16 protein-coding genes are annotated in these 19672 nt (G+C 66.8%); 7 read left to right on the top strand and 9 right to left on the bottom strand.

Going from position 1 to position 19672, the window contains the following annotated elements; genetic code table 11:
- Positions 1 to 51 precede the first annotated feature (51 nt).
- Positions 52 to 1059, bottom strand: coding sequence for a zinc-binding alcohol dehydrogenase family protein (locus AC13GA_RS19935; RefSeq protein WP_430766764.1), 1008 nt, complete (start codon positions 1057 to 1059; stop codon positions 52 to 54).
- 91 nt (positions 1060 to 1150) lie between these two features.
- On the opposite strand from AC13GA_RS19935, the gene AC13GA_RS19940 reads away from it, so the two are divergent.
- A complete protein-coding gene (locus AC13GA_RS19940; protein ID WP_046983830.1) occupies positions 1151 to 2122 on the top strand; it encodes a LysR family transcriptional regulator in 972 nt (323 codons plus the stop codon).
- 15 nt (positions 2123 to 2137) lie between these two features.
- Positions 2138 to 2767 (top strand): leucine efflux protein LeuE, encoded by a 630-nt coding sequence (leuE, locus tag AC13GA_RS19945; protein WP_046983831.1) that lies wholly within the window; start codon positions 2138 to 2140, stop codon positions 2765 to 2767.
- A gap of 124 nt (positions 2768 to 2891) precedes the next feature.
- Here the strand turns inward: leuE and AC13GA_RS19950 are convergent, their stop codons facing one another.
- Positions 2892 to 3794, bottom strand: a complete 903-nt coding sequence (locus tag AC13GA_RS19950; protein ID WP_136639521.1) for a LysR family transcriptional regulator — start codon at positions 3792 to 3794, stop codon at positions 2892 to 2894.
- Positions 3795 to 3907: 113 nt separating this feature from the next.
- On the opposite strand from AC13GA_RS19950, the gene AC13GA_RS19955 reads away from it, so the two are divergent.
- The 3 genes from AC13GA_RS19955 (at position 3908) to AC13GA_RS19965 (ending at position 7036) form a co-directional block, all read left to right on the top strand.
- The gene (locus tag AC13GA_RS19955) at positions 3908 to 4978 is read left to right on the top strand and encodes an aldo/keto reductase (RefSeq protein ID WP_428709493.1); all 1071 of its coding nucleotides are present in this window, start codon (positions 3908 to 3910) and stop codon (positions 4976 to 4978) included.
- A gap of 52 nt (positions 4979 to 5030) precedes the next feature.
- Complete coding sequence (locus AC13GA_RS19960) at positions 5031 to 5450, top strand: hypothetical protein (protein ID WP_482998812.1); 420 nt, start codon at positions 5031 to 5033, stop codon at positions 5448 to 5450.
- Between the two features lie 158 nt (positions 5451 to 5608).
- Positions 5609 to 7036 carry an amino acid permease gene (locus AC13GA_RS19965; protein ID WP_046983834.1) on the top strand — a complete coding sequence of 476 codons (1428 nt, stop codon included), beginning with the start codon at positions 5609 to 5611 and terminating at the stop codon, positions 7034 to 7036.
- 58 nt (positions 7037 to 7094) lie between these two features.
- On the opposite strand, the gene AC13GA_RS19970 is transcribed toward AC13GA_RS19965, so the two are convergent.
- On the bottom strand, positions 7095 to 8336 hold the full coding sequence (locus tag AC13GA_RS19970) for a dipeptidase (RefSeq protein WP_046983835.1): 1242 nt from the start codon (positions 8334 to 8336) through the stop codon (positions 7095 to 7097).
- 94 nt (positions 8337 to 8430) lie between these two features.
- Complete coding sequence (locus AC13GA_RS19975) at positions 8431 to 9600, bottom strand: class I SAM-dependent rRNA methyltransferase (RefSeq protein WP_046983836.1); 1170 nt, start codon at positions 9598 to 9600, stop codon at positions 8431 to 8433.
- A 349-nt stretch (positions 9601 to 9949) separates the two neighbouring features.
- On the opposite strand from AC13GA_RS19975, the gene AC13GA_RS19980 reads away from it, so the two are divergent.
- Positions 9950 to 10912 (top strand): TerC family protein, encoded by a 963-nt coding sequence (locus tag AC13GA_RS19980; protein ID WP_012512556.1) that lies wholly within the window; start codon positions 9950 to 9952, stop codon positions 10910 to 10912.
- Positions 10913 to 11006: 94 nt separating this feature from the next.
- A complete protein-coding gene (locus AC13GA_RS19985) occupies positions 11007 to 11777 on the top strand; it encodes a rhomboid family intramembrane serine protease (RefSeq protein WP_253077907.1) in 771 nt (256 codons plus the stop codon).
- Positions 11778 to 11904: 127 nt separating this feature from the next.
- Here the strand turns inward: AC13GA_RS19985 and AC13GA_RS19990 are convergent, their stop codons facing one another.
- The 5 genes from AC13GA_RS19990 to rnpA form a co-directional block, all read right to left on the bottom strand.
- The gene (locus tag AC13GA_RS19990; protein ID WP_482998813.1) at positions 11905 to 13020 is read right to left on the bottom strand and encodes a glycerophosphodiester phosphodiesterase; all 1116 of its coding nucleotides are present in this window, start codon (positions 13018 to 13020) and stop codon (positions 11905 to 11907) included.
- A 292-nt stretch (positions 13021 to 13312) separates the two neighbouring features.
- Positions 13313 to 14662, bottom strand: coding sequence for a tRNA uridine-5-carboxymethylaminomethyl(34) synthesis GTPase MnmE (gene mnmE, locus AC13GA_RS19995; protein WP_482998814.1), 1350 nt, complete (start codon positions 14660 to 14662; stop codon positions 13313 to 13315).
- Between the two features lie 3 nt (positions 14663 to 14665).
- Positions 14666 to 17338: a polysaccharide deacetylase family protein gene (locus AC13GA_RS20000; RefSeq protein WP_482998815.1), complete on the bottom strand. Its 2673-nt coding sequence runs from the start codon at positions 17336 to 17338 to the stop codon at positions 14666 to 14668.
- 119 nt (positions 17339 to 17457) lie between these two features.
- Positions 17458 to 19173 carry a membrane protein insertase YidC gene (gene yidC, locus AC13GA_RS20005; RefSeq protein ID WP_253077910.1) on the bottom strand — a complete coding sequence of 572 codons (1716 nt, stop codon included), beginning with the start codon at positions 19171 to 19173 and terminating at the stop codon, positions 17458 to 17460.
- Positions 19173 to 19667, bottom strand: a complete 495-nt coding sequence (rnpA, locus tag AC13GA_RS20010) for a ribonuclease P protein component (RefSeq protein WP_006404563.1) — start codon at positions 19665 to 19667, stop codon at positions 19173 to 19175. The genes yidC and rnpA overlap by 1 nt, the downstream gene beginning before the upstream one ends.
- Positions 19668 to 19672: the final 5 nt, after the last annotated feature.

A 19672-nucleotide genomic window follows, 5' to 3' on the forward strand; every position in this document is an offset into this window, starting at 1 on the left:
GAAGCGCTGTAGAGCCGAGCGCAGGCTCGGTTCTACAGGAGAAACCGGGCCTTACCAGCCTTCCAGCACGATCTTGCCCTTGGCGCGATGGCTTTCCAGCAGCGCGTGGGCACGCCGCAGGTTGGCGGCATCGATGCGGCCGAAGTGCTCGCCCAGGGTGGTCTGCAGCACACCGCCGTCGATCAGCTCGGCCACCCGATTCAACAGGTCATGCTGGCGCTGCATGTCGGCGGTGCGGTACAGCGGCCGGGTGAACATCGATTCCCAGTGCAGTGACAACGCCTTGCGCTTGAGCGCGATCACGTCGACCTGGCCGGGATCATCGATCAGCCCCAACTGGCCCTGCGGCGCCAGCAGTTCCACGATCTGCGCGTAGTGCTGGTCGGAGTGGGTCAGGCTGGCCACGTGCTGCACCTCGCTGATGCCCAACCGCGCCAGTCCCTCGGCCAGCGGCAGGCTATGGTCGATCACGTGGTGTGCGCCCATTGCGTACGCCCAGTCCTGGGTATCCGGACGCGAGGCGGTGCCGATCACGGTCAGCTTGGTCAGCTTCCGCGCCAGCTGCACCAGGATCGAACCAACGCCACCGGCAGCACCGATCACCAGCAGGGTCTGGCCTTCACCGCCGCCCTCGGGAATGCGCAGGCGGTCGAACAGCAGCTCCCAGGCGGTGATTGCGGTCAGTGGCAACGCGGCGGCGGCCGCATCGTCGAGGCTGGCCGGCTTGCGGCCGACGCTGCGCTCGTCCACCAGCTGGTACTCGGCATTGCTGCCCGGGCGGTCGATGACGCCGGCGTAGTAGACCGCATCGCCAGGCTGGAACAGGGTGACCTCGCTGCCCACTGCGTCGACGATGCCGACCGCATCCCAGCCCAGCACGCGCGGGCCATCGGTGGCCACGCCGCGGCGGACCTTGGTGTCGACCGGGTTCACTGCCACCGCGCGCACCGCCACCCGCAGATCACGCGGGCCGGGCTGCGGCAGCTCCAGTTCGATGTCGATCAGGGCCTGGGCATCATCGATCGGCAGGCCGGCTTGGGTGTAGGCAATGGCGCGCATGGCAGCGGTCCAGTGGGGAAGGAGGCGACAGGTTGCGCCGCGCGCGCTCCCGCAGAAAGGCGCAGAATCGGTCAGCACTTTCACTCTGGCAATGAAGATGATCCGCTTCGACGATCTGCAGCTGTTCGTCCGCACTGCCGCGCTGGGCAGCTTCTCGCAGGCCGCGCGCGAGGCCGACCTGCTGCCCGGCCAGGTGGCTGCAGCTGTGGCGCGGCTGGAACGCGAGCTGGACCTGCGCCTGTTCGTGCGCACCACCCGCAGCCTGCGCCTGACCGGCGAGGGCGCGCTGTACCTGCCGTACGCGCAGGAGGTGCTGGCCACCCTGCGCGAGGGCCAGGCGCGCGTGCAGGGCGAGGACACCGAGCTGCACGGCACCCTGCAGCTGTCGGCTCCCTCGGACCTCGGCCGCAACCTGCTGCTGCCCTGGCTGAGCGCCTTCCGCGCTGCGCACCCGCGGCTGCGCCTGCACCTGCGCCTGTCCGACGAAGTGGCCGATGTGTTCCGCGACCCGGTCGACGTGGCCATCCGCATCGGCCACTTCGACGACGCCAGCTACGTGGCGTTGCCCCTGCTGGAAGGCAATCGGCGCGTACTCGCGGCCTCGCCCGACTACCTGCAGCGGCGTGGCACGCCCACCCGCCTGGAGGATCTGCGTGAGCACGATTGCCTGGTCTACCAGCTCAGTGGCCGCGCCTACGATCGCTGGTCGTTCGACGTGGATGGACGCCGCGTGGTGATGCCGGTGCGCGGCCCATTGGTCTGCGACGACGCCGATGTAGTGCGACGCTGGGCGGTGGCCGGCGAAGGCATCACTTACAAGTCCTGGCTGGACCTGCGCGAGGACGTGCTGGCCGGGCGCCTGCAGCTGCTGCTGGACGGTGTTGGCAGCAGCATCCCGCTGCAGCTGGTATGCCCGCACCGCAAGCAGTTCTCGCCGGCCGTGCGACAACTGCACGCGCAGCTGCGCCAGCACCTGCAACCGCTGCTGTCTGGCATGCCTGGTGGGTCCACCGGCCCCCTGTCGCCAATCCCGGCGCTGACCGACAATGGCGGCCCCCCGTAACAAGAGAACGCCGCCATGCCGTGGATGGGCATCCAGGACCTGTGGACGTTTCTGGTCGCTGTGCTGGTGTTTCTCGCCCTGCCCGGCCCTGGCACCTTCACCCTGCTGACCGCCACCGGCCGTGGCGGCGTGCGTGGCGGCTACACCGCGCTGGCCGGCCTGCTGGTCGGCGATCAGATCCTGATGTGGCTGGCGCTGGCCGGCGTTGCCGCATTGCTCAAGGCCAACCCGCTGGTGTTCCACGCGGTGCAGTACCTGGGTGCGGCCTACCTGGTGTGGGTGGGCATCAGCCTGCTGCGCACGCCCAAGCATGACGGCGGTGACGCCGGCCCGATCCGCATGCAGCCGGGCCGCTACTTCCAGCAGGCGATCCTGGTCAGCCTGCTCAATCCGAAGGCAATCCTGTTCTACATGGCCTTCCTGCCGTTGTTCATCGATCCCAAGGCGCACCAGGGCATCGCTACCTTCGCAGCGCTGGCGGGCATCATCCTGGTGGTCAGCATCGCCTACTGCTCGATGTTGATCGGGGTCGGCAACCTGGCCCGTCGCCGCCTGATCCAGCACCCACGGATCAGCGATGCGCTGCGCCGCGTGGCTGGCCTGTTCCTGGTGGGGTTCGGCATCCGGCTGGGGCTGAACGGCTGATACCGCAAGCGAGCAGGCTCGACGCTACGTCTGCCAACCAAGGTTGGCCTCTACCAGAGCGCGGGATCCGGTAGTCGCCGACCTTGGTCGGCGCTGGCGCCATCGGCGTTCATGAGGCTGGCCTCTACCCGCCGAGCATTTCCGCGCGCAGGTGGTCGATGAACACCCGCAGCTTTGGCGCCATGTGCTCGCGGGCGGGGTAATACAGGTGGAAGCCGGGGAACAGCGGCTGCCAGTCCTGCAGCACTGCCTGCAGCCGCCCTGCCGCCAGATCATCGGCCACCAGTGACGCGAACCCCTGCGCCATGCCGAGCCCGGCCAGCACTGCGGCATAAGCCAGTTCGGCATCGTTGAACACCAGCCGCCCATCAACCTCCACTTCCATGTCGTGGCCATCGCGACTGAACTCCCAGGGCATCAGCCGGCCATTGGCACGGCGATGGACGATGCACGGATGGCCCTGCAGGTCGTGCGGGCTCGCCGGTATGCCGTGCTGCACGAAGTAGTCGGGCGTGGCCACCACCACTTGCCGTTCCGGCGGCCCGATCGGCACCGCGATCATGCCGCGTGCCAGCGACTCGCCAAGGCGGATGCCCGCATCGAAGCCCTCGGCCACCAGATCGGTCAGCGCCGGCTCCACGCACAGTTCCACATCCACCTGCGGGTAGCGCGCCAGGAACGAAGGCAGGGCCGGTAGCACCCGGCGCTCGGCAACGATGCGTGGCAGGGTGACGCGCAGCTTGCCGGCCGGCACCGCACGCGCGCTGTCGAGATCAGCAAACGCCGATTCGATCTGTGCCAGTCCGCCGCGCACGCGCTCGAGGAAGCGCGCGCCGTGCTCGGTCAGGCCGACCCGGCGGGTGGTCCGCTGCAGCAGGCGCACGCCCATCCGCGCTTCCAGCGCGCGCACGCTCTGCGACAGCGCGGAAGTGGAGACGCCCAGCGCATCAGCGGCACGGGTAAAGCTGGCATGGTCGGCAACGTGGACGAAGGCGACCACTGCCGACAAGGGGGCGGAGGGATCCATTGTGAAGCCACTCTTCATGGTGAGTCCGGTTCCATCCAGTTTATCCACAGGATCGGGCGGCGGATGCTGTGCCTCCCGGCGGCACGCCCGCCTTCCTGTAATGGAGACCTCCCATGTCGCTGGACCACTATCGCCTGCTCGGCCGCTCCGGCCTGCGAATCAGCCCGATGGCGCTCGGTACGATGACCTTCGGCGCCGATTGGGGCTGGGGCGCGGACGAAGCCGAGGCCCGCCGCATCTTCGACAGTTACGTCGATCGGGGCGGCAATTTCATCGATACCGCGAACAACTACACCAATGGCAGCGCCGAGACCCTGCTCGGCCGCTTCGTCCAAGGGCAGCGCGACCGGCTGGTGATCGCCAGCAAGTACACCCTGGCCACCGTGCCCGGCGACCCGAACAACGCCGGCAACCATCGCAAGAGCATGCTGCGCTCGGTGGAGGACAGCCTGCGCCGGCTGGGTACCGACTATCTGGATCTGCTGTACCTGCACGCCTGGGATGACACCACCGGCGTGGACGAGGTAATGCGTGGCTTCGACGACCTGGTCCGCAGCGGCAAGGTGCTGTACGCCGGCATCTCCGATACGCCGGCCTGGCAGATCGCGCGCATGCAGACCCTGGCCGACCTGCGCGGCTGGTCGCCGTTGGTGGCGCTGCAGATCGAGTACAGCCTGATCCAGCGCAGCGTCGAACACGAACTGCTGCCGATGGCCGACGCGCTGGGATTGGGCGTGGTGGCGTGGTCGCCGCTGGGCAGCGGCGTGCTGACCGGCAAGTACAGCACGGCCGATCTGGCCAGCGCCGACGCGCTGCAGGCCACGCCGGGCGGATCGCGCCGCAGCGTGGCCCTGATCAATGGCGCGTTGACATCCCGTTCGCTGCAGATTGCCGATGAAGTTCAAAAGATCGCCGCCGATCTTTCGCATTCCCCTGCGCAGGTAGCATTGGCCTGGTTGTTGCGACGACCCGGTGCGGATGCGCTGCCGATCATCGGCGCCCGCACTCTGGAACAGTTCGAGCACAATCTGATCGCGCTGGATCTGGAGCTGCCGACCGAGGCATTGACCCGCCTCGATGCAATCAGTGCGGTCGCGCCGGCATTCCCGCACGATTTCCTGCAGATGCCTTTGCCGCGAATGCTGATGAGCGGGGGCACCCGCCTGCGCCCACGCGCGCGCTGAGGTCGCGGCAGCGGCGCTATGCTGGCAGCCCGTGCTGGAAGGATGCGAGAGGATGGCCCGCCTGGCCTGCTTCACCCTGCCGTTGCTGCTGCTGGCTGGTGCCGTCATTGCGGCCACCGCGCAGGACCATCGCTGCCTGAGCGGCGGCCGCAATGACGGCATCCATCTGGAATGGCGTTGGCTGGATGACGGCCAGGCCGACGTTCGCTATGCCGGGCAGCGTGAACGCCTGTTGCTGCGCCGGGTTTCGATGGAGACCACGGTGCTGGCCGAAGACCGCCCCTACCAGTTCGACAGCGTCTGGGAAGAGCACGTCGACGGCCGCCTCAACGGTCGCTACACGATCAGCACGCAGGGGGCGCTGGTGCTGGATCTGCGCTACGAACGCGCCCGCGATGGCCGTCGCACCTCCTTCCACGATGACATCGAGGCCTGGCAGGAAGACGGCTGCCACTGGCCCGGAGCCTCCTGAGCCAGGATCGGACTGGCCTCCCTTTATGCCGATTCCGGCACCCTGATCGCGGTGCAGCGCGCGTCTTGCCGGGTATGACCCCCGTCAGTGGTAATGCTGCGCTGCGTTCGGTCACACTCGGGAACTTGTCGTTCTCAGTCACCCCTTCCGAGGCCTGCATGTCCCTGTTCCGGCGCAAGTCCCTAGATTCCGTCACCGTCCACGAAGCCGGCAGGCGCCTGGTCCCGACCCTCAGCTGGCCGCACCTGATCGCGCTGGGTATCGGCGCCATCGTCGGTACCGGCATCTACACGCTGATCGGCGTCGGCGCCAACCTGGCCGGCCCGGCGGTGCTGATCTCCTTTGCCATCGCCGGTGCGGTGTGCGCCTGCGCGGCGCTGTCCTACGCCGAACTGTCGACGATGATGCCGGCCGCAGGCAGCGCCTACACCTACAGCTACAGCGCGCTGGGCGAAGTGTTCGCCTGGGTGGTGGGCTGGAGCCTGATCCTGGAGTACTCGCTGGTGGTGAGTACGGTGGCGGTCGGCTGGTCGGGCTACTTCGTCGGCTTCCTCGAATGGGTCCACACCCAGTTCGGCTGGAACGTGCAGCTGCCTGCCTGGCTGGCTGCCGGCCCGCACGTGGAAGGCGGCATGATCAACCTGCCGGCGATCGTCATCACCTGGCTGGTGGCACTGATGCTGATGGCAGGCACCAAGGAAAGCGCCACCCTCAACGCCATCCTGGTGGTGTTCAAGCTGATCGCGCTGGCCATCTTCGTGGCCGTGGCCCTTCCCGCCTTCGACAGCAACAACCTGCAGCCGTTCATGCCGTATGGCTTTGCCAAGTCGATGGGCCCTGACGGCGTCGAGCACGGTGTGATGGCAGCAGCGGCGATCATCTTCTTCGCCTTCTACGGCTTCGATGCGATCTCCACCGCAGCCGAGGAAACCAAGAACCCCAGCCGCGACCTGTCGATCGGCATCATCGGATCGATGATCGGCTGCACCATCGTCTACGTGCTGGTCGCGCTGGCGGCCGTGGGTGCGATGAGCTACGCCGTGTTCGGCCACAGCGCCGAGCCGCTGGCGCTGATCATGCGCCAGCTCGGCCACCCGACTGCAGCAATGGTGATCGGTGTGATCGCGATCATCGCCCTGCCGACCGTACTGCTGGCCTTCCTGTATGGCCAGAGCCGCATCTTCTTCGTGATGAGCCGCGATGGCCTGCTGCCGCGCGGCCTGTCCAAGGTCAACGCACGCACCGGCACGCCGGTGGCAACCACGCTGTTCACCGCCGTGGTGGTGTCGGCGCTGGCCGGCGTGGCGCGCCTGGACGAGATCGCCGCACTCGCCAACGCCGGTACCCTGGCCGCGTTCACTGCGGTGGGTATCTGCCTGGTGGTGCTGCGCCTGCGCGAACCGGACCGTGAGCGCAGCTTCCGCACGCCGTTGGCCTTCGTGGTCGGTCCGCTGGCCGCGCTGGGCTGCATCTACCTGTTCATCAGCCTGCCGCACCGCACCCAGCTGTACTTCCTGCTGTGGAACGTGGCCGGCCTGGTGCTGTACTTCCTGTACAGCCGCCGCCACGCGTTGATCGCGAAATAAACGGATCACCGGTAGCGCCGGGCCATGCCCGGCGGAATTCCGGATGCACGCAGGGCGCTCAGCCGCCCTGCTTTGCCGCGTAATCCTGCGCCTGACGCATCACCCGCAGCAGGTTGCCGCCCCAGATGCCGGCAATCTGCTTCTCGGTATAGCCTTTGCGCAGCAGCCACGCGGTGATCTTCGGCAGCTGGCTGACATCGGGCAGGTCGCTCAGGCCGCCGCCGCCATCCCAGTCCAGGCCGATGCCCACGTGCTCGGGACCGACCACCTTGAGGATGTGCTCGAAGTGGGCGAAGAAGTCATCCAAGCTGGCGTGGCGCACCGGATGCTCGTGATCCAGCGCCTGCTCGGCCTTGAGCAGCTGCACGCCCTGCTCGATGCCCATCCCTTCCCAGCCGCCCAGCTGCTTGCTCAGCGCTTCCTCGGCCTGCTTGCGCTCCGGCGTCTTCGCGGTGTCGATCAGGTAACCGCCATAGGCATTCACCTGGATCACGCCGCCTGCCTTGGCCAGCTTGCGCAGACGCGCGTCATCCAGGTTGCGCGGATGGTCGTAGACCGCCTTGGCCGAACTGTGCGACAGCACGAACGGCACCGGCATCATCGCCAACAGGTCATCGAACACGGCGTCGGAGGCGTGCGACTGGTCGATCACGATGCCCAGTTTCACTGCCTGACGCACCAGATCCTTGCCGGTCGGGCTCAGCCCCTTCCACTCCGCGCCCTTGGGGTCGGTGGCCGAATCGGCGAACTCGTTGTTGGCGAAGTGCACGGTGCTGAGCAGGCGCAGGCCGGCGCGATGGTAGAAGGACAGCAGGCTGGGATCGGCCACCAGCGGGCTGGCGTTTTCCATGCTGATGTAGACCACGCGCTTGCCGGCGCCCTTGATCCGCGCGGCGTCATCGGCGGTCAGTGCCAGCGCGAAGCGCTCGGGGTTGGCCGCCAGCATCTCGCGGATCTGCAGCAGCCGCTGCAGGCCGTGGTCGCGCTCGGCCAGGTGCGCAGCGGCACTACGGTCACCCTGATCGGTGTAGATCGCCCAGAAACCGCCGTCCAGCGCACCTTCGACCATGCGCGGATAGTCGACCTGCGACAGCGCGTTGCGGTCGTGGCGCTGCTCGATGTCGAAGCCGGTTCGGCCGAAATTGGCCGGCGTGTCCAAGTGGCTGTCGAGAGTGACCAGGCGCTGCTGCAGGGCCTTGGCGCGGGCCAGTTCCTGCGCACTGAACTCGATGGCGTGGGCGGACAGCGGCGCGCACAGCGCCAGAGCAAGCACGACGGACAGATGGCGCAACGAAGGCATGGGCTCTCACCGCGAATGGGAAGAGCCCGACCATAGCGCTGCGGCCACGCATTGGGTAGCGCCGGGCCGCGCCCGGCGCTACGGCATCACGCGATCAGTCGACCACGCGGCAGAACACGGCCTTCAGGTAACGCGATTCCTGGACGTGGGCCATGAACGGATGGTCCGGGCCGGCGCCGGCCACCTTCAGGATCTGGATCGTACGGCCGGAGAAGTACGCCGCACGACGCAGCATGTCGAGGAACTGGTCCTCGGCCACCAGGCCGGTGCAGGAGAACGTGGCGAACAGGCCACCGGGCTTCACCACGCCCAGCGCCAGCTTGTTCATGTCCAGGTACTTCTTCAGCGCGGTGATGACCTGGTCGCGGTCGCGGGTCATCTTCGCCGGGTCCAGGATCACCACGTCGTACTGTTCGCCGCGGTTGGCAGCATCGCGCAGCCACGGGAAGATGTCGGACTGGACGAACTTCGGGCGCACGTTGTTCAGGCGCGAATTGCCCTTGGCGATCTGGATGACGTCTTCATCGATGTCGATGCCGACCACTTCCGAAGCGCCACGCGCCGCCGCATACACCGCGAAACCGCCAGTGTTGCAGCACAGGTCCAGTACGCTCTTGCCTTCCACCTGCTGGCTCAGCCACTCGCGGTTCTCACGCTGGTCGGCGAAGAAACCGGTCTTGTGGGCACCAGCCGGGTCGGCGCGGAACTTGATGCCGTACTCGGTGATCACCGACGCTTCGGTGGTGGTGTTGCCGTGGAAGTCGAAGCTCTCCTGCTTCTGCACGTGCTCGTCGGCGAAGCTGTGGAAGCGGCAACCCGGGAACTGCTCGCGCAGCGCTTCGTAGATCCATTCGCGATGGCGGAACATGCCGGCGGCGAAGAACTCGACCACCACCAGATCGTTGTAACGGTCCACCACCAGGCCGGACAGGCCGTCGCCTTCGCTGTGCACCACGCGCCAGGCGTCGGACACCGCATCGAGCTTCAGCACCTCACGGCGCAGCGACACGGCCTGGGCGATCTTGCGCGAGAACCAGCCGGCATCCACCGGCACGTTCTGATCGGTTTCGAGGATGCGCACGGCGATGCGCGAGTGCCCGTTGTAGAACCCGCGGCCGATGAACTCCCCGTCCACGCCGACCACGTCGACGATGGAACCGGGCTTGGGCCGGACGGTCGGCTTCTCGACCAGTTTCTGGAAGATCCACGGGTGGCTGGAACGCCACGCATTCTTGAGGCGGACAATCGGAAGGGGGGTATTCATCCACCTATTGTAAACCGGGCGCCGGGGTCAGATCCCCGCAGGGGCGCTGACCCCGGCGGGTATGCCAACCAAGGTTGGCACCTATCAGAGCGGGGACCCCGGTCACCCGCCATTTGACTGCGGCCCGGCCAGGCCGCAGAATCGGCGCCAGAAGGGGAGTAGCTCCCAGACGTTGTCGCCGTCATTTCGAGCCCGCAGGCTCCGGTGCAACGGCAGTTCCAGCCGACTGGAACTGCGAGCGAGACCTTCGCCGTACTGGCGAAGCTCTGTCCCTGGATCCCCCTCCCGATCCTCCGTTGCAGATCCTCGCCGTCCGGCCTGGCATTCATCTTTCCAACGGACATTCCCAATGCAGACGATCGGTAACGTGTGGTTGTGGGGCGGCTTCGGAGCAGTGGTGATCATCGCCCTGCTGGTCGACCTCGTATTGATGCGCCATGGTGGACCACACAAGGTCACCTTCAAGGAGGCCTTGTGGTGGTCCATTGGCTGGGTCGCGCTGGCCCTGCTGTTCAACGCCGGCCTCTGGTACTACCTCAATGAGACCGCCGGCCAGGTCGTGGCCAACAAGGTCGGCCTCGAGTTCCTGACCGGCTACCTGGTCGAGAAGGCGCTGGCCGTCGACAACATTTTCGTCTTCCTGATGATCATGAGCTACTTCGCGGTGCCGGAGGAGCAGCGCCAGAAGGTGCTGATCATCGGCATCCTGGGCGCGATCGTGCTGCGTACGGTCATGATCTTCGCCGGCAGCGTGCTGATCACCCAGTTCCATTGGCTGCTCTACGTGTTCGGTGCCTTCCTGCTGTTCACCGGCTGGAAGATGTGGTTCGCCGCCGGCCAGGAGCCGGATCTGGAGGCAAACCCCGCCCTGCGCTGGATGCGCAAGCACCTGCGCCTGCTCCCGGATTACGCCGGCAACGCAATGAGCGTGAAGCGCGACGGCGTGCGTTGGTTCACCCCGCTGTTCGCGGTGCTGATCCTGATCGCGGTGACCGACGTGATCTTCGCGGTGGACAGCATCCCGGCGATCTTCGCCATCACCACCGACCCGTTCATCGTGCTCACCTCCAACGTGTTCGCGGTGCTGGGCCTGCGCGCGATGTTCTTCCTGCTGGCTGGCATGGCCGACCGCTTCCACCTGCTGCCGTACGGTCTGGCGCTGGTGCTGGGCTTCATCGGCATCAAGATGATGATCATCGACCTGTTCAAGATCCCGACCCCGGTGTCGCTGGGCGTGGTGGCGGTGATCATCGCCGCGACCGTGGTGCTGAGCCTGAAATACCCGCCGAAGGAAGGCTCCGGCCACGCCTGATCACGGCCGGCCGGCGGGATTGTCCCGCCGGCCGCACCCCACTCTCCCGCGGCGGTGGCCTTGGTTTCGCGCCAGTCACCGCCATTGCTGAGGTATGAACAGCAACGCGCCCCTGCCCGCTGGCGACGCGCCAGCCCCCCGCAATGACCGCATGCGTATCCTGCGGGCGTTCAACGTCAGCCTGGCCGCGGTGCTGGTACTGATCGCCGTGTTCGCACTGCAGGGCACGTTCGACTGGCGGCCATGGGCGGTCGCACCACTGGAAGCGAAGGGCCTGCTTGGCCTGATCGGCGGCCCGCTGCTGCATGCCTCGGTCGAGCACATCGCCGCCAACAGCATCGCCATCCTGATCCTCGGTACCCTGGCCGGCAGCGTCTACCCCAGGGCTACTCTTCGCGCGCTGCCGCTGTTGTGGCTGGGCTCGGGGATCGGCGCGTGGATGCTCGGCAATCCGGGCAGCGTGCACCTGGGTGCCAGCGGCGTGACCCATGGCCTGATGTTCCTGCTGGCCAGCCTCGGCCTGCTGCGCCGCGACCGCGCAGCAATCGCCACCGGACTGATCGGCATGCTGTTCTACGGCGGCATGCTGATGACCATCCTGCCGCACGCCGACGGCGTGTCCTGGCAGTCGCACATGGGCGGCGCCTTCGCCGGCATCATCGCCGCGCTGCTGTTCCGCAACGCCGATCCGCTGCCGCCACGCCAGCGCTACAGCTGGGAAGACGAAGAGGACGCGGTCGAGCCGTTGTCCGACGACGAACTCGAGCCGCCGTCGCCGCAGCGAGTGCCGGTGCTGTGGCAGCCGCGCGAGGGGCAGGACTACGTGGTGATCCCGTTCCGCCGGCCGGAAGACCCGCGCGGTTGAAACGGTGACGGGGTCGGATCCCCGTAGGGGCTCCGACCCCACCCGGCATTTTCATGACCCGGTAGTGGCCGACCTTGGTCGGCACTCCTGCCGTGTGCCAACCAAGGTTGGCATCTACCAGAGCGGGTCAGTTCGCCGCGTTCCCCGCCGCGCCCACCCCATCCACCGCCTGCCGGCCCAATGCCGGATCATCGGTGAAGAAGGCATCGATGCCGGTTGCCAGATAGGCACGCATCTCGGCGATCGAGCCTTCCGCGTTGCGCGCGTTGTCGGCGCCCCTGCGCAGGTTGCTGGCCTGGAAATGATTCTCCGGGCGGAAGGTGTACGGGATCACCATCAGGCCCACCGCATGTGCATCCTGTACCAGCGTGGTTGGCGTCCCCAGTGCGCCCTTGGCGTCCAGCGGAATGATCGAGCGCAGTTCCGGGCCGATGCTGTCGGCGTAGACGGCGATGTCCTTCAGCCCAGACGGGGTCATCATCTGCGCGTAGGTCAGCTTGCCGCCTGCATTGACGATGTCGGCCGGCTGGGTGTCTCCCTTCCACAGCAGCTGCAGCAGGCGGATGTTGCTGCCGCGCGGGATCTTGCCGCGCAGGTAGCGCAGGTTGGCGGTCTCGAACGACTGGATGGTGACCGGGCCAACGTTGGTATAGGCATTGCCGCGCAGCGCGGCGAGCAGCTTGTCTTCCATCGGCAGGCCGACCGACTGGAAGTAGGTCGGGTGCTTGATCTCCGGCACCAGGCCGATGCCGCGGTTGGCACGACCGGCCTGCTGCACCAGGAAGGCCAGGATCTCGTCCAGGCTGGCAATGCGGAACTGGCCGTCGTAAGCGGTGCTGCGCAATTCCGGCAGGCGCTCACGCGCGTACAGTGTCTTCAGCTCGGCCAGGGTGAAGTCTTCGGTGAACCAGCCCTCGACCTTCTGCCCGTCGATGACCTTGCTTGTCCGGCGGCTGGCGAATTCGGGATGCGAGGCGACATCGGTGGTGCCGCTGATCTCGTTCTCGTGGCGGGCCACCATCACCCCGTCCTTGGTCATCACCAGGTCCGGTTCGATGTAGTCGGCGCCATCGGCAATGGCCTGCGCATAGGCCGCCAGGGTGTGCTCGGGCAGCAGCGCGCTTGCGCCGCGATGGCCATAGACCGACACCTTGTGCGCGGCCGGGGTGGAGGATTCAGCACTCATGGCCACCGATGGTGACACGGCCAGCGACAACAGCAATGCACAACCCCACGACTTCACTGCGACTTCCCCAAGCGGTATGTGATGGGCGTCAGTATGCGGCGGCAATGTGACAGGTTGGGGGAGCTGGGGTCGGATCCCCGAAGGGGGCCCGGCCTCATGTATCCGGTAGTCGCCGACCTTGGTCGGCGCTCTGCCAGCGGGCGTTCACGACCCCAGACGGCCTGTGCCAACCAAGGTTGGCACCTACCAGAGCGTGAGCCGCGCGATTGAGCGATGACGGGGTCAGAGATCCCTTCGGGGATCTGACCCCGAGGTGCTGCCCCAGCCGAGCATGGGCTCGGCTCTACAGTTACTTGCCGATGCAGAAGCTGGAGAAAATCCTGCCCAGCAGATCATCGGCACTCATCTGCCCGGTGATTTCGCCCAGCGCGTCGTGCGCCAGACGCAGCTCCTCGGCCGCCAGCTCCAGGTGCTCGTGCACCAGCTCGCCATCCGCGCGCTGCGCGTGTTCCTGCGAACGCTCGATCGCATCCACATGGCGGGTACGCGCGGAGAATTCGCCATCCACCTGCTCCCCTGCCCCGGCACTGGCGATGCTGCGCAGGCGCGCATGCAGGTCTTCCAGCCCGGCGCCGGTCGCAGCAGAGACGAACACGCGATCAGGATCGTCCAGTCCCGGCAACGCATCCAAGAGATCCGACTTGTTGTGGATGTAGACCTTGTGCGGCACCGCGGCCACGGCTTCGCCCAGCGCGGCTTCACCTGCAACGGGGTCGCGCGCGTCCAGCACGATCAGCGCCAGGTCGGTGCGCTCGATTTCCACGTGGGCGCGGCGCATGCCTTCGCGTTCGATGGCGTCGCCGCCATCGCGCAGGCCGGCGGTGTCGACCAGGGTCAGTTCCAGGCCATCCAGCCGGATGGTCTCGCGCAGCGTGTCGCGGGTGGTACCGGCAATGTCGGTGACGATGGCACGCTCGCTGCCGGCCAAGGCGTTCAGCAGCGAACTCTTGCCCGCGTTCGGCGGGCCGATCAGCACCGCGTGCAGGCCATCGCGCAGGCGACGACCGCGTTCTGCATCGCGGCGCAGCAAGGCCAGGTCGCTGCGCGCCTGCTCCAGCCCACGCCGTACCTGTGCCCCACCAAGCGTATCAAGTGGTTCGTCGGCGAAGTCGATGGCTGCTTCTACATGGATGCGCAGCAGTACCAACTGCTCGATCACCGCGTCGATGCGGCGCGAGAACACGCCGTCCAGCGAACGGCGTGCAGCGCGCGCGGCGCGGCTGTCACCGGCGGCAATCAGGTCGGCGATGGCCTCGGCCTGGGCCAGGTCGAGCTTGCCGTTGAGGAACGCCCGTTCGCTGAACTCACCCGGTCGCGCCTGGCGCGCGCCGAGCGCGATGCAGCGCGCGACCAGTTGCTGCAGCAGCACCGGGCTGCCATGGCCCTGCAGTTCCACCACTTCTTCGCCAGTGAAGCTGTTCGGTGCCGGGAACCACAGCACGATGCCATCATCAATGACCTCGCCGTCGGCATCGCGGAGGCGTGCGTAATGCGCGTGGCGCGGGCGCAGTGCAGGCGCGCCCAGCGCGTTGGCGATGGCCGCGGCGCGCGGACCGGACAGGCGCAGCAGGCCGACACCACCAGCGCCCGGTGCGCTGGCGATGGCCACGATGGTGTCGGTGCGGATCGCTTCGTTCATGGCTCAGAGTTTCTCCAGCTGCGCGCGCGCCTGTGCTGCGCCGCTGCCCTGCGGCTGCAGCGCAAGGTAGGTGGTGTAAGCCTGCTTCGCCTTGGCCTTGTCGCCGGCGTTGAAGTAGGCATCGCCCAGGTTGAGATAGGCCACCGCACGCGAGGGGTCGATCTTCAGCGTGTTCTCCAGCCAGCGCGCGGCTTCGGCGTAGCGCTGCTGACGGTAGTAGACAAAGCCCAGGTTGTTGGCAGCCTGGGCGAAGTCCGGGCGCAGCTTCAGCGCTTCGGTGAACTGCGCCACTGCTTCATCGTACTGCTTCTCGCGGTACAGCTGCAGGCCACGGTCATTGGCCTGCTGCGCGCGCTGGCGGTCGGAGGCAGGTCCGGCAGTGGGCACCACCAGCTTGGCCTTGCCGCCCTGCAGGTCGGCCACGGTCACCGGTGCCTGGCTGCCCTTGGCTTCGCTGGCGGCATCCACCTTGCTGTTCAGCGCGATCGCATCGGCAGTCAGCTGGCGCGTGTCGGCATTGAGGAATTCCTGGCTGTCCGGCACCTGGAACACGAACTCGCCGCCCTGCGAACCGGGCAGGCTGCCGAAGGCCGGTGTCTGGTGTGAAACCGCGGACACCGCCGGCGCCACGTAGGCGGCCAGTTCGGTGCCGGTGATCAGGCCATCGCCATTGAGGTCCCCCTTGCCGGCCAGCGCCTGCAGCAGCACCCAGGTGAACACCGAATGGCCGTTCGGGCCGGCATCGGCCACCTGCTGGTCCGCACCACCGGCGGTCAGCATCTGCCGCGCGCTGCGACGCGCATTTTCGCGCAGGAACGACGACGACGATGGGCCGCCGCGGGTCAGGCCGAGGCCGCTGTAGCAGGCATCCATCACGAACATCACGTGCTTGGCCTGCATGCTTTCGGCGATGTTCTGGATGTCGGTCATCGCGATGGCGTCGGTGGCGAATTCCTTCGGGTCCGAGTCCACCGGGATGATGTAGCCGAGGTCGCGCCCGGAGGCGAGCTGGCGGGTAGCGCCATGGCCGGCGAAGAACACGAACACGCGGTCGTTCTTTCCGGTGCGGTCGTCGGCGAGGCGGTCGTGGAAGGCGGCCAGGATGTTGTTGCGGGTGGCCTGCTCGTTCTTCAGCACGATCACCTGCGAGGACGGGAAGCCGAACTGCCCGGTCAGGGTATCGGCCACCGCCTGTGCGTCATGGCTGGCGTATTCCAGCTTCGGCCACTTGGCGTAGGTGTCGATGCCGACCACGATCGCCCACGACTTCTCGTAGCCGGTGGTGACGGTGGCGGCACTGGCCTCGCCCTTGCGCGCGCGGGCGACAGTGAACTCACGGCCATTCCAGCCGGCGAACTGGTAGCCCTCGGCAATCAGCCGGTCGAGAATCTGCGGCAACGCCTTCACCGCACGATCGTGGATGTCGTGGAACAGGATGATGCCGCGCTGTTCCTTGTTCACCTGGTCGAGCACGCGTTGCACGATCGACTCCGGCACCGGGTCGGCCCAGTCCATCGAGTCGATGTTCCACATGATCGACTTCAGCCCGGCCTCGTTGAGCAGCTGCAGGCCTTCGGCATTGCGCGCGCCGTACGGGAAGCGGAACAGCGGTGCGCGCTTGCTGTCGACATCCTTAAGCAGCGTATCGGTGTCGAGCACCTGCTGGCGCAGTGCGTCGCCGGTGGTACGCGACAGCTGGGCGTGGGTCAGGCTGTGGTTGCCCACGGCGTACCCATCTTCCATCAGGCTGCGGCTGATCTTCGCCATCGGCCCAAGGCTGACTTTGCCATCACTCTCGACCTTGCCGAGGTTGCGGCCGACTTCGAAGAACACACCCGGCACGTCGTAGCGCTTCAGGATCGCCACCACTTCATCGGTGTAGGCCTTGTGCGGGCCATCGTCGAAGGTCAGCACCACTGTCTTGGTTGGCAGGTCGCGGCCGAAGATCTCGCGGTCGCTGTCCTTCATTGACATCGGGTACGGCTCGATCACCCCGTAGTCGCGCAGGATCGCTTCGCGGCTGTAGTCCTTGTGCAGGTGGGCGATGTAGTCATCCCACTTCTCGCGCTTCAGCTCGATGGCGCGGGTGCGCTCGAAGCGGCTGAAGATGCGGGTCAGTTCCTGGTTGTAGTTGCGTTCGATTTCGTCGAGCGCCTCCAGGTCCTCGCCGATGCGCTGGTGCAGCTTCACCGCCGGCAGCGACGAATCGGTACCGACCCGCTCGTGCAGATCACGCAGTACTTCGCGGAAGGCCAGGCGATCGGCATCGAACAGTTCCGGTGCGGATTCGATGTAATCCAGCACCGTGCCGAGGGTGGCGAAGCGCTGCGGGCTGGAACCGCGCAGCAGGCTGTCGAACTGCGCGGCGATGGCCGCGCGTTGCTCCAGCCCATCGTGGAACAGTTGCTGGCCAATCTGGGTGGAGGTGCTGCGGTCGGCGGCCGACTGCCTTTCTTCGTCGGCCAGCAGCACGATGATCCGGCGGTAGCCATCCAGCTGCTTCTGCAACACAGCCAGCAACGGCGCAGCGGCGGGATCGGCGGCGGCCGCGGCCTGCGCGCTGGGCGGGGTGACCGTGGTCGCCGGCGCCTTCGCGTCCTTGTCGCCACAGCCGGCAACGACCAGGGTCAACAACAGCGAGGGCAGGAACAGGCGGAACGACGACGCACGCGGCATGGCGGACTCGATGGATGCAGGAACGGTGTGTGTGCCGGCGATTCTAACGCCGGATGCGAAAAGCCCGCCTTGCGGCGGGCTTTTGCTGAGGTCAGCCGGCCAGCGGCCGGCTCTACCGATTACTTCTTTTTGACCGGGGCCGGTGCGGTGGTGGCCGGAACCGGCTCGCCACCGTGGCGCTTGGTCATCCACCACTGCTGCAGCAGGCCCAGGCCGCCGTTGACCACCCAGTACAGGACCAGGCCGGACGGCATGAAGGCCATCATGACGCCGAACACCAGCGGCATGAACTGCATCATCTTCTGCTGCATCGGGTCCATGCCCGGTGCCGGGGTCAACTTCTGGGTGAACCACATCACCGCCACGTTGATCACCGGCAGGATGAAGTACGGGTCGCGTGCGGTCAGGTCCTGGATCCAGCCGAACCAGGGCGCCTGGCGCAGTTCGACCGATTCCACCAGCACCCAGTACAGCGCGAAGAAGATCGGCATCTGGATGAGGATCGGCAGGCAGCCGCCCATCGGATTGATCTTTTCCTTCTTGTACAGCTCCATCATCGCGGTCTGGAACTTCTGGCGGTCATCGCCATAGCGTTCCTTCAGCTGCGCGATGCGCGGCTGGAAGCGACGCATCTTGGCGCCACTCTTGTACTGGGTCGCCGACAGCGGGTACAGCACCAGCTTCAGCAGTACCACCAGGCCGACGATCGCCCAGCCCCAGTTGCCAACCAGCTTGTGCACCTGGTTCAGCACCCAGAACAGGCCCTGGCCGATCACCGCCATCATCGAGAAGCGGCTGTAGTCGACCACGCGGTCCAGGCCCGGCACGTCTTCCTTGGCGATCAGGTTGACCAGCTTCGGGCCGACCCACAGGCGGGCTTCGGTGCTGGTGGACTGGCCCGGGGCCACGGTGAAGGCCGGGCCACGCGCTTCGATCAGGTCACGACCGGCCACCTGCGACAGCACGTAGTGTGCGGTCTGGTCCTTCTGCGGGATCCAGGCGGTGAAGAAGTGGTGCTGCAGCATCGCCAGCCAGCCGCCGGTGATGTTCTGGTTCAGCGTGCCGTCTTCCAGGTAGTCCTTGAACGCACGACGCTGGTACTTCTTGTCGTTGTCGTACCAGGTGGCACCGTTGAAGCTGAAGGAGTCCGGGTTGGTCATGCTCCGCGACAGGATGGTCGGGCTGCGGTCCAGGGTGCGGTAGACGTAGCCGTTCCACGGCGCGGCGCCGGTGTTGCTGACCTCGTCCTTGAAGCGAACGGCGTATTCGTTGCGGGAGACGGTCAGGGTGCGCTTGATCGTCACGCCGTTGTCGGCGGTCCACACGAACGGGATCTGCAGTTCGTTCTGGCCCTTGGCCAACACGAAGTCCTTGGTGTCGCCGACCAGCTTGAAGCCGTCAGCGCCGGGGACGGGGGTGTTCTTGTCTTCACTGGCCCATCCGCTGATCGCGCTGTACGGATGCGCGGGATCTTCGGTCAGCAGGCGCACCGGCGGGCTGCCTTCGTCCTTGCTCTGCGGGAACTGCAGCAGTTCGGCGTCGAGCACGCGGCCGCCATCGAGCTTCAGGCGCAGCACGTCGGTGGTGACGGTCACGGTCTGTGCGGACGGGGTGGCGCTGGCCTGGGCCTGTACTGCGGCCTGACCCGGGGCACCGGGAACCTGCGCGCTGGGTACGCTGCCCGGGGTCGCGCCCGGAACATTCTGTGCAGCGGCCGGAGCCGACGTGGTCGCCGGTGCCGGGGTCGGGGCAGCCTTTTCGCGGCTCCACTCCATCCACAGCAGCACGGCCACCATCAGCCAGGCAAAAATAAGGAATACGCGGGTCTGGTTCATCAGCGGGCAGGCTCAGCGGTGCCGGAACGCGGTGCCGGCTCGGTCAAAGAGGGAGTTGCGATGCCATCAGGCGGCGGCATTGTGCCGTCCACGCCCGGCGTGGGCAATGCACGCAGGCGCCGCAACAGGCGCAGGAAGGCCTGGCGGATATCGTCGTTGCTGGCGTTACGCGCAGCACTACGAGCCACGACGACGAAGTCGCCTGGCTGCATATCGGTTCGTGTCTGACGCAAGGCGTCGCGCAGGACGCGCTTGATCCGGTTACGCCCAACGGCGTGCGGATCGACCTTGCGGGAAACCGCCAGACCCAGCCTGGCCGGCCGGTCAGCCGGCAGCCAGTGCAGGGTCATCAGCGGATCGGACACACGGCGGGCGCCGTTGAAGACCGTTGAATATTCGGCACGCGTGCGAACCCGCGCAGAGCGAGGGAATCGCTTGCGCGGGTCTGCAGTATTCACTGTCGAATGGATTGCGTCTGCCGCTGGATGCGGCATGGCAA

This window comes from Stenotrophomonas sp. 22DLJC03 (assembly GCF_056861405.1).

What these genes read in the sequence shown, in the direction of transcription:
- AC13GA_RS19935 (WP_430766764.1), bottom strand. Translation starts at nt 1,059, where the DNA reads ATGCGCGCCATTGCCTACACCCAAGCCGGCCTGCCGATCGATGATGCC.
- AC13GA_RS19940 (WP_046983830.1), top strand. Translation starts at nt 1,151, where the DNA reads ATGAAGATGATCCGCTTCGACGATCTGCAGCTGTTCGTCCGCACTGCC.
- leuE (WP_046983831.1), top strand. Translation starts at nt 2,138, where the DNA reads ATGCCGTGGATGGGCATCCAGGACCTGTGGACGTTTCTGGTCGCTGTG.
- AC13GA_RS19950 (WP_136639521.1), bottom strand. Translation starts at nt 3,794, where the DNA reads ATGGATCCCTCCGCCCCCTTGTCGGCAGTGGTCGCCTTCGTCCACGTT.
- AC13GA_RS19955 (WP_428709493.1), top strand. Translation starts at nt 3,908, where the DNA reads ATGTCGCTGGACCACTATCGCCTGCTCGGCCGCTCCGGCCTGCGAATC.
- AC13GA_RS19960 (WP_482998812.1), top strand. Translation starts at nt 5,031, where the DNA reads ATGGCCCGCCTGGCCTGCTTCACCCTGCCGTTGCTGCTGCTGGCTGGT.
- AC13GA_RS19965 (WP_046983834.1), top strand. Translation starts at nt 5,609, where the DNA reads ATGTCCCTGTTCCGGCGCAAGTCCCTAGATTCCGTCACCGTCCACGAA.
- AC13GA_RS19970 (WP_046983835.1), bottom strand. Translation starts at nt 8,336, where the DNA reads ATGCCTTCGTTGCGCCATCTGTCCGTCGTGCTTGCTCTGGCGCTGTGC.
- AC13GA_RS19975 (WP_046983836.1), bottom strand. Translation starts at nt 9,600, where the DNA reads ATGAATACCCCCCTTCCGATTGTCCGCCTCAAGAATGCGTGGCGTTCC.
- AC13GA_RS19980 (WP_012512556.1), top strand. Translation starts at nt 9,950, where the DNA reads ATGCAGACGATCGGTAACGTGTGGTTGTGGGGCGGCTTCGGAGCAGTG.
- AC13GA_RS19985 (WP_253077907.1), top strand. Translation starts at nt 11,007, where the DNA reads ATGAACAGCAACGCGCCCCTGCCCGCTGGCGACGCGCCAGCCCCCCGC.
- mnmE (WP_482998814.1), bottom strand. Translation starts at nt 14,662, where the DNA reads ATGAACGAAGCGATCCGCACCGACACCATCGTGGCCATCGCCAGCGCA.
- AC13GA_RS20000 (WP_482998815.1), bottom strand. Translation starts at nt 17,338, where the DNA reads ATGCCGCGTGCGTCGTCGTTCCGCCTGTTCCTGCCCTCGCTGTTGTTG.
- yidC (WP_253077910.1), bottom strand. Translation starts at nt 19,173, where the DNA reads ATGAACCAGACCCGCGTATTCCTTATTTTTGCCTGGCTGATGGTGGCC.
- rnpA (WP_006404563.1), bottom strand. Translation starts at nt 19,667, where the DNA reads ATGCCGCATCCAGCGGCAGACGCAATCCATTCGACAGTGAATACTGCA.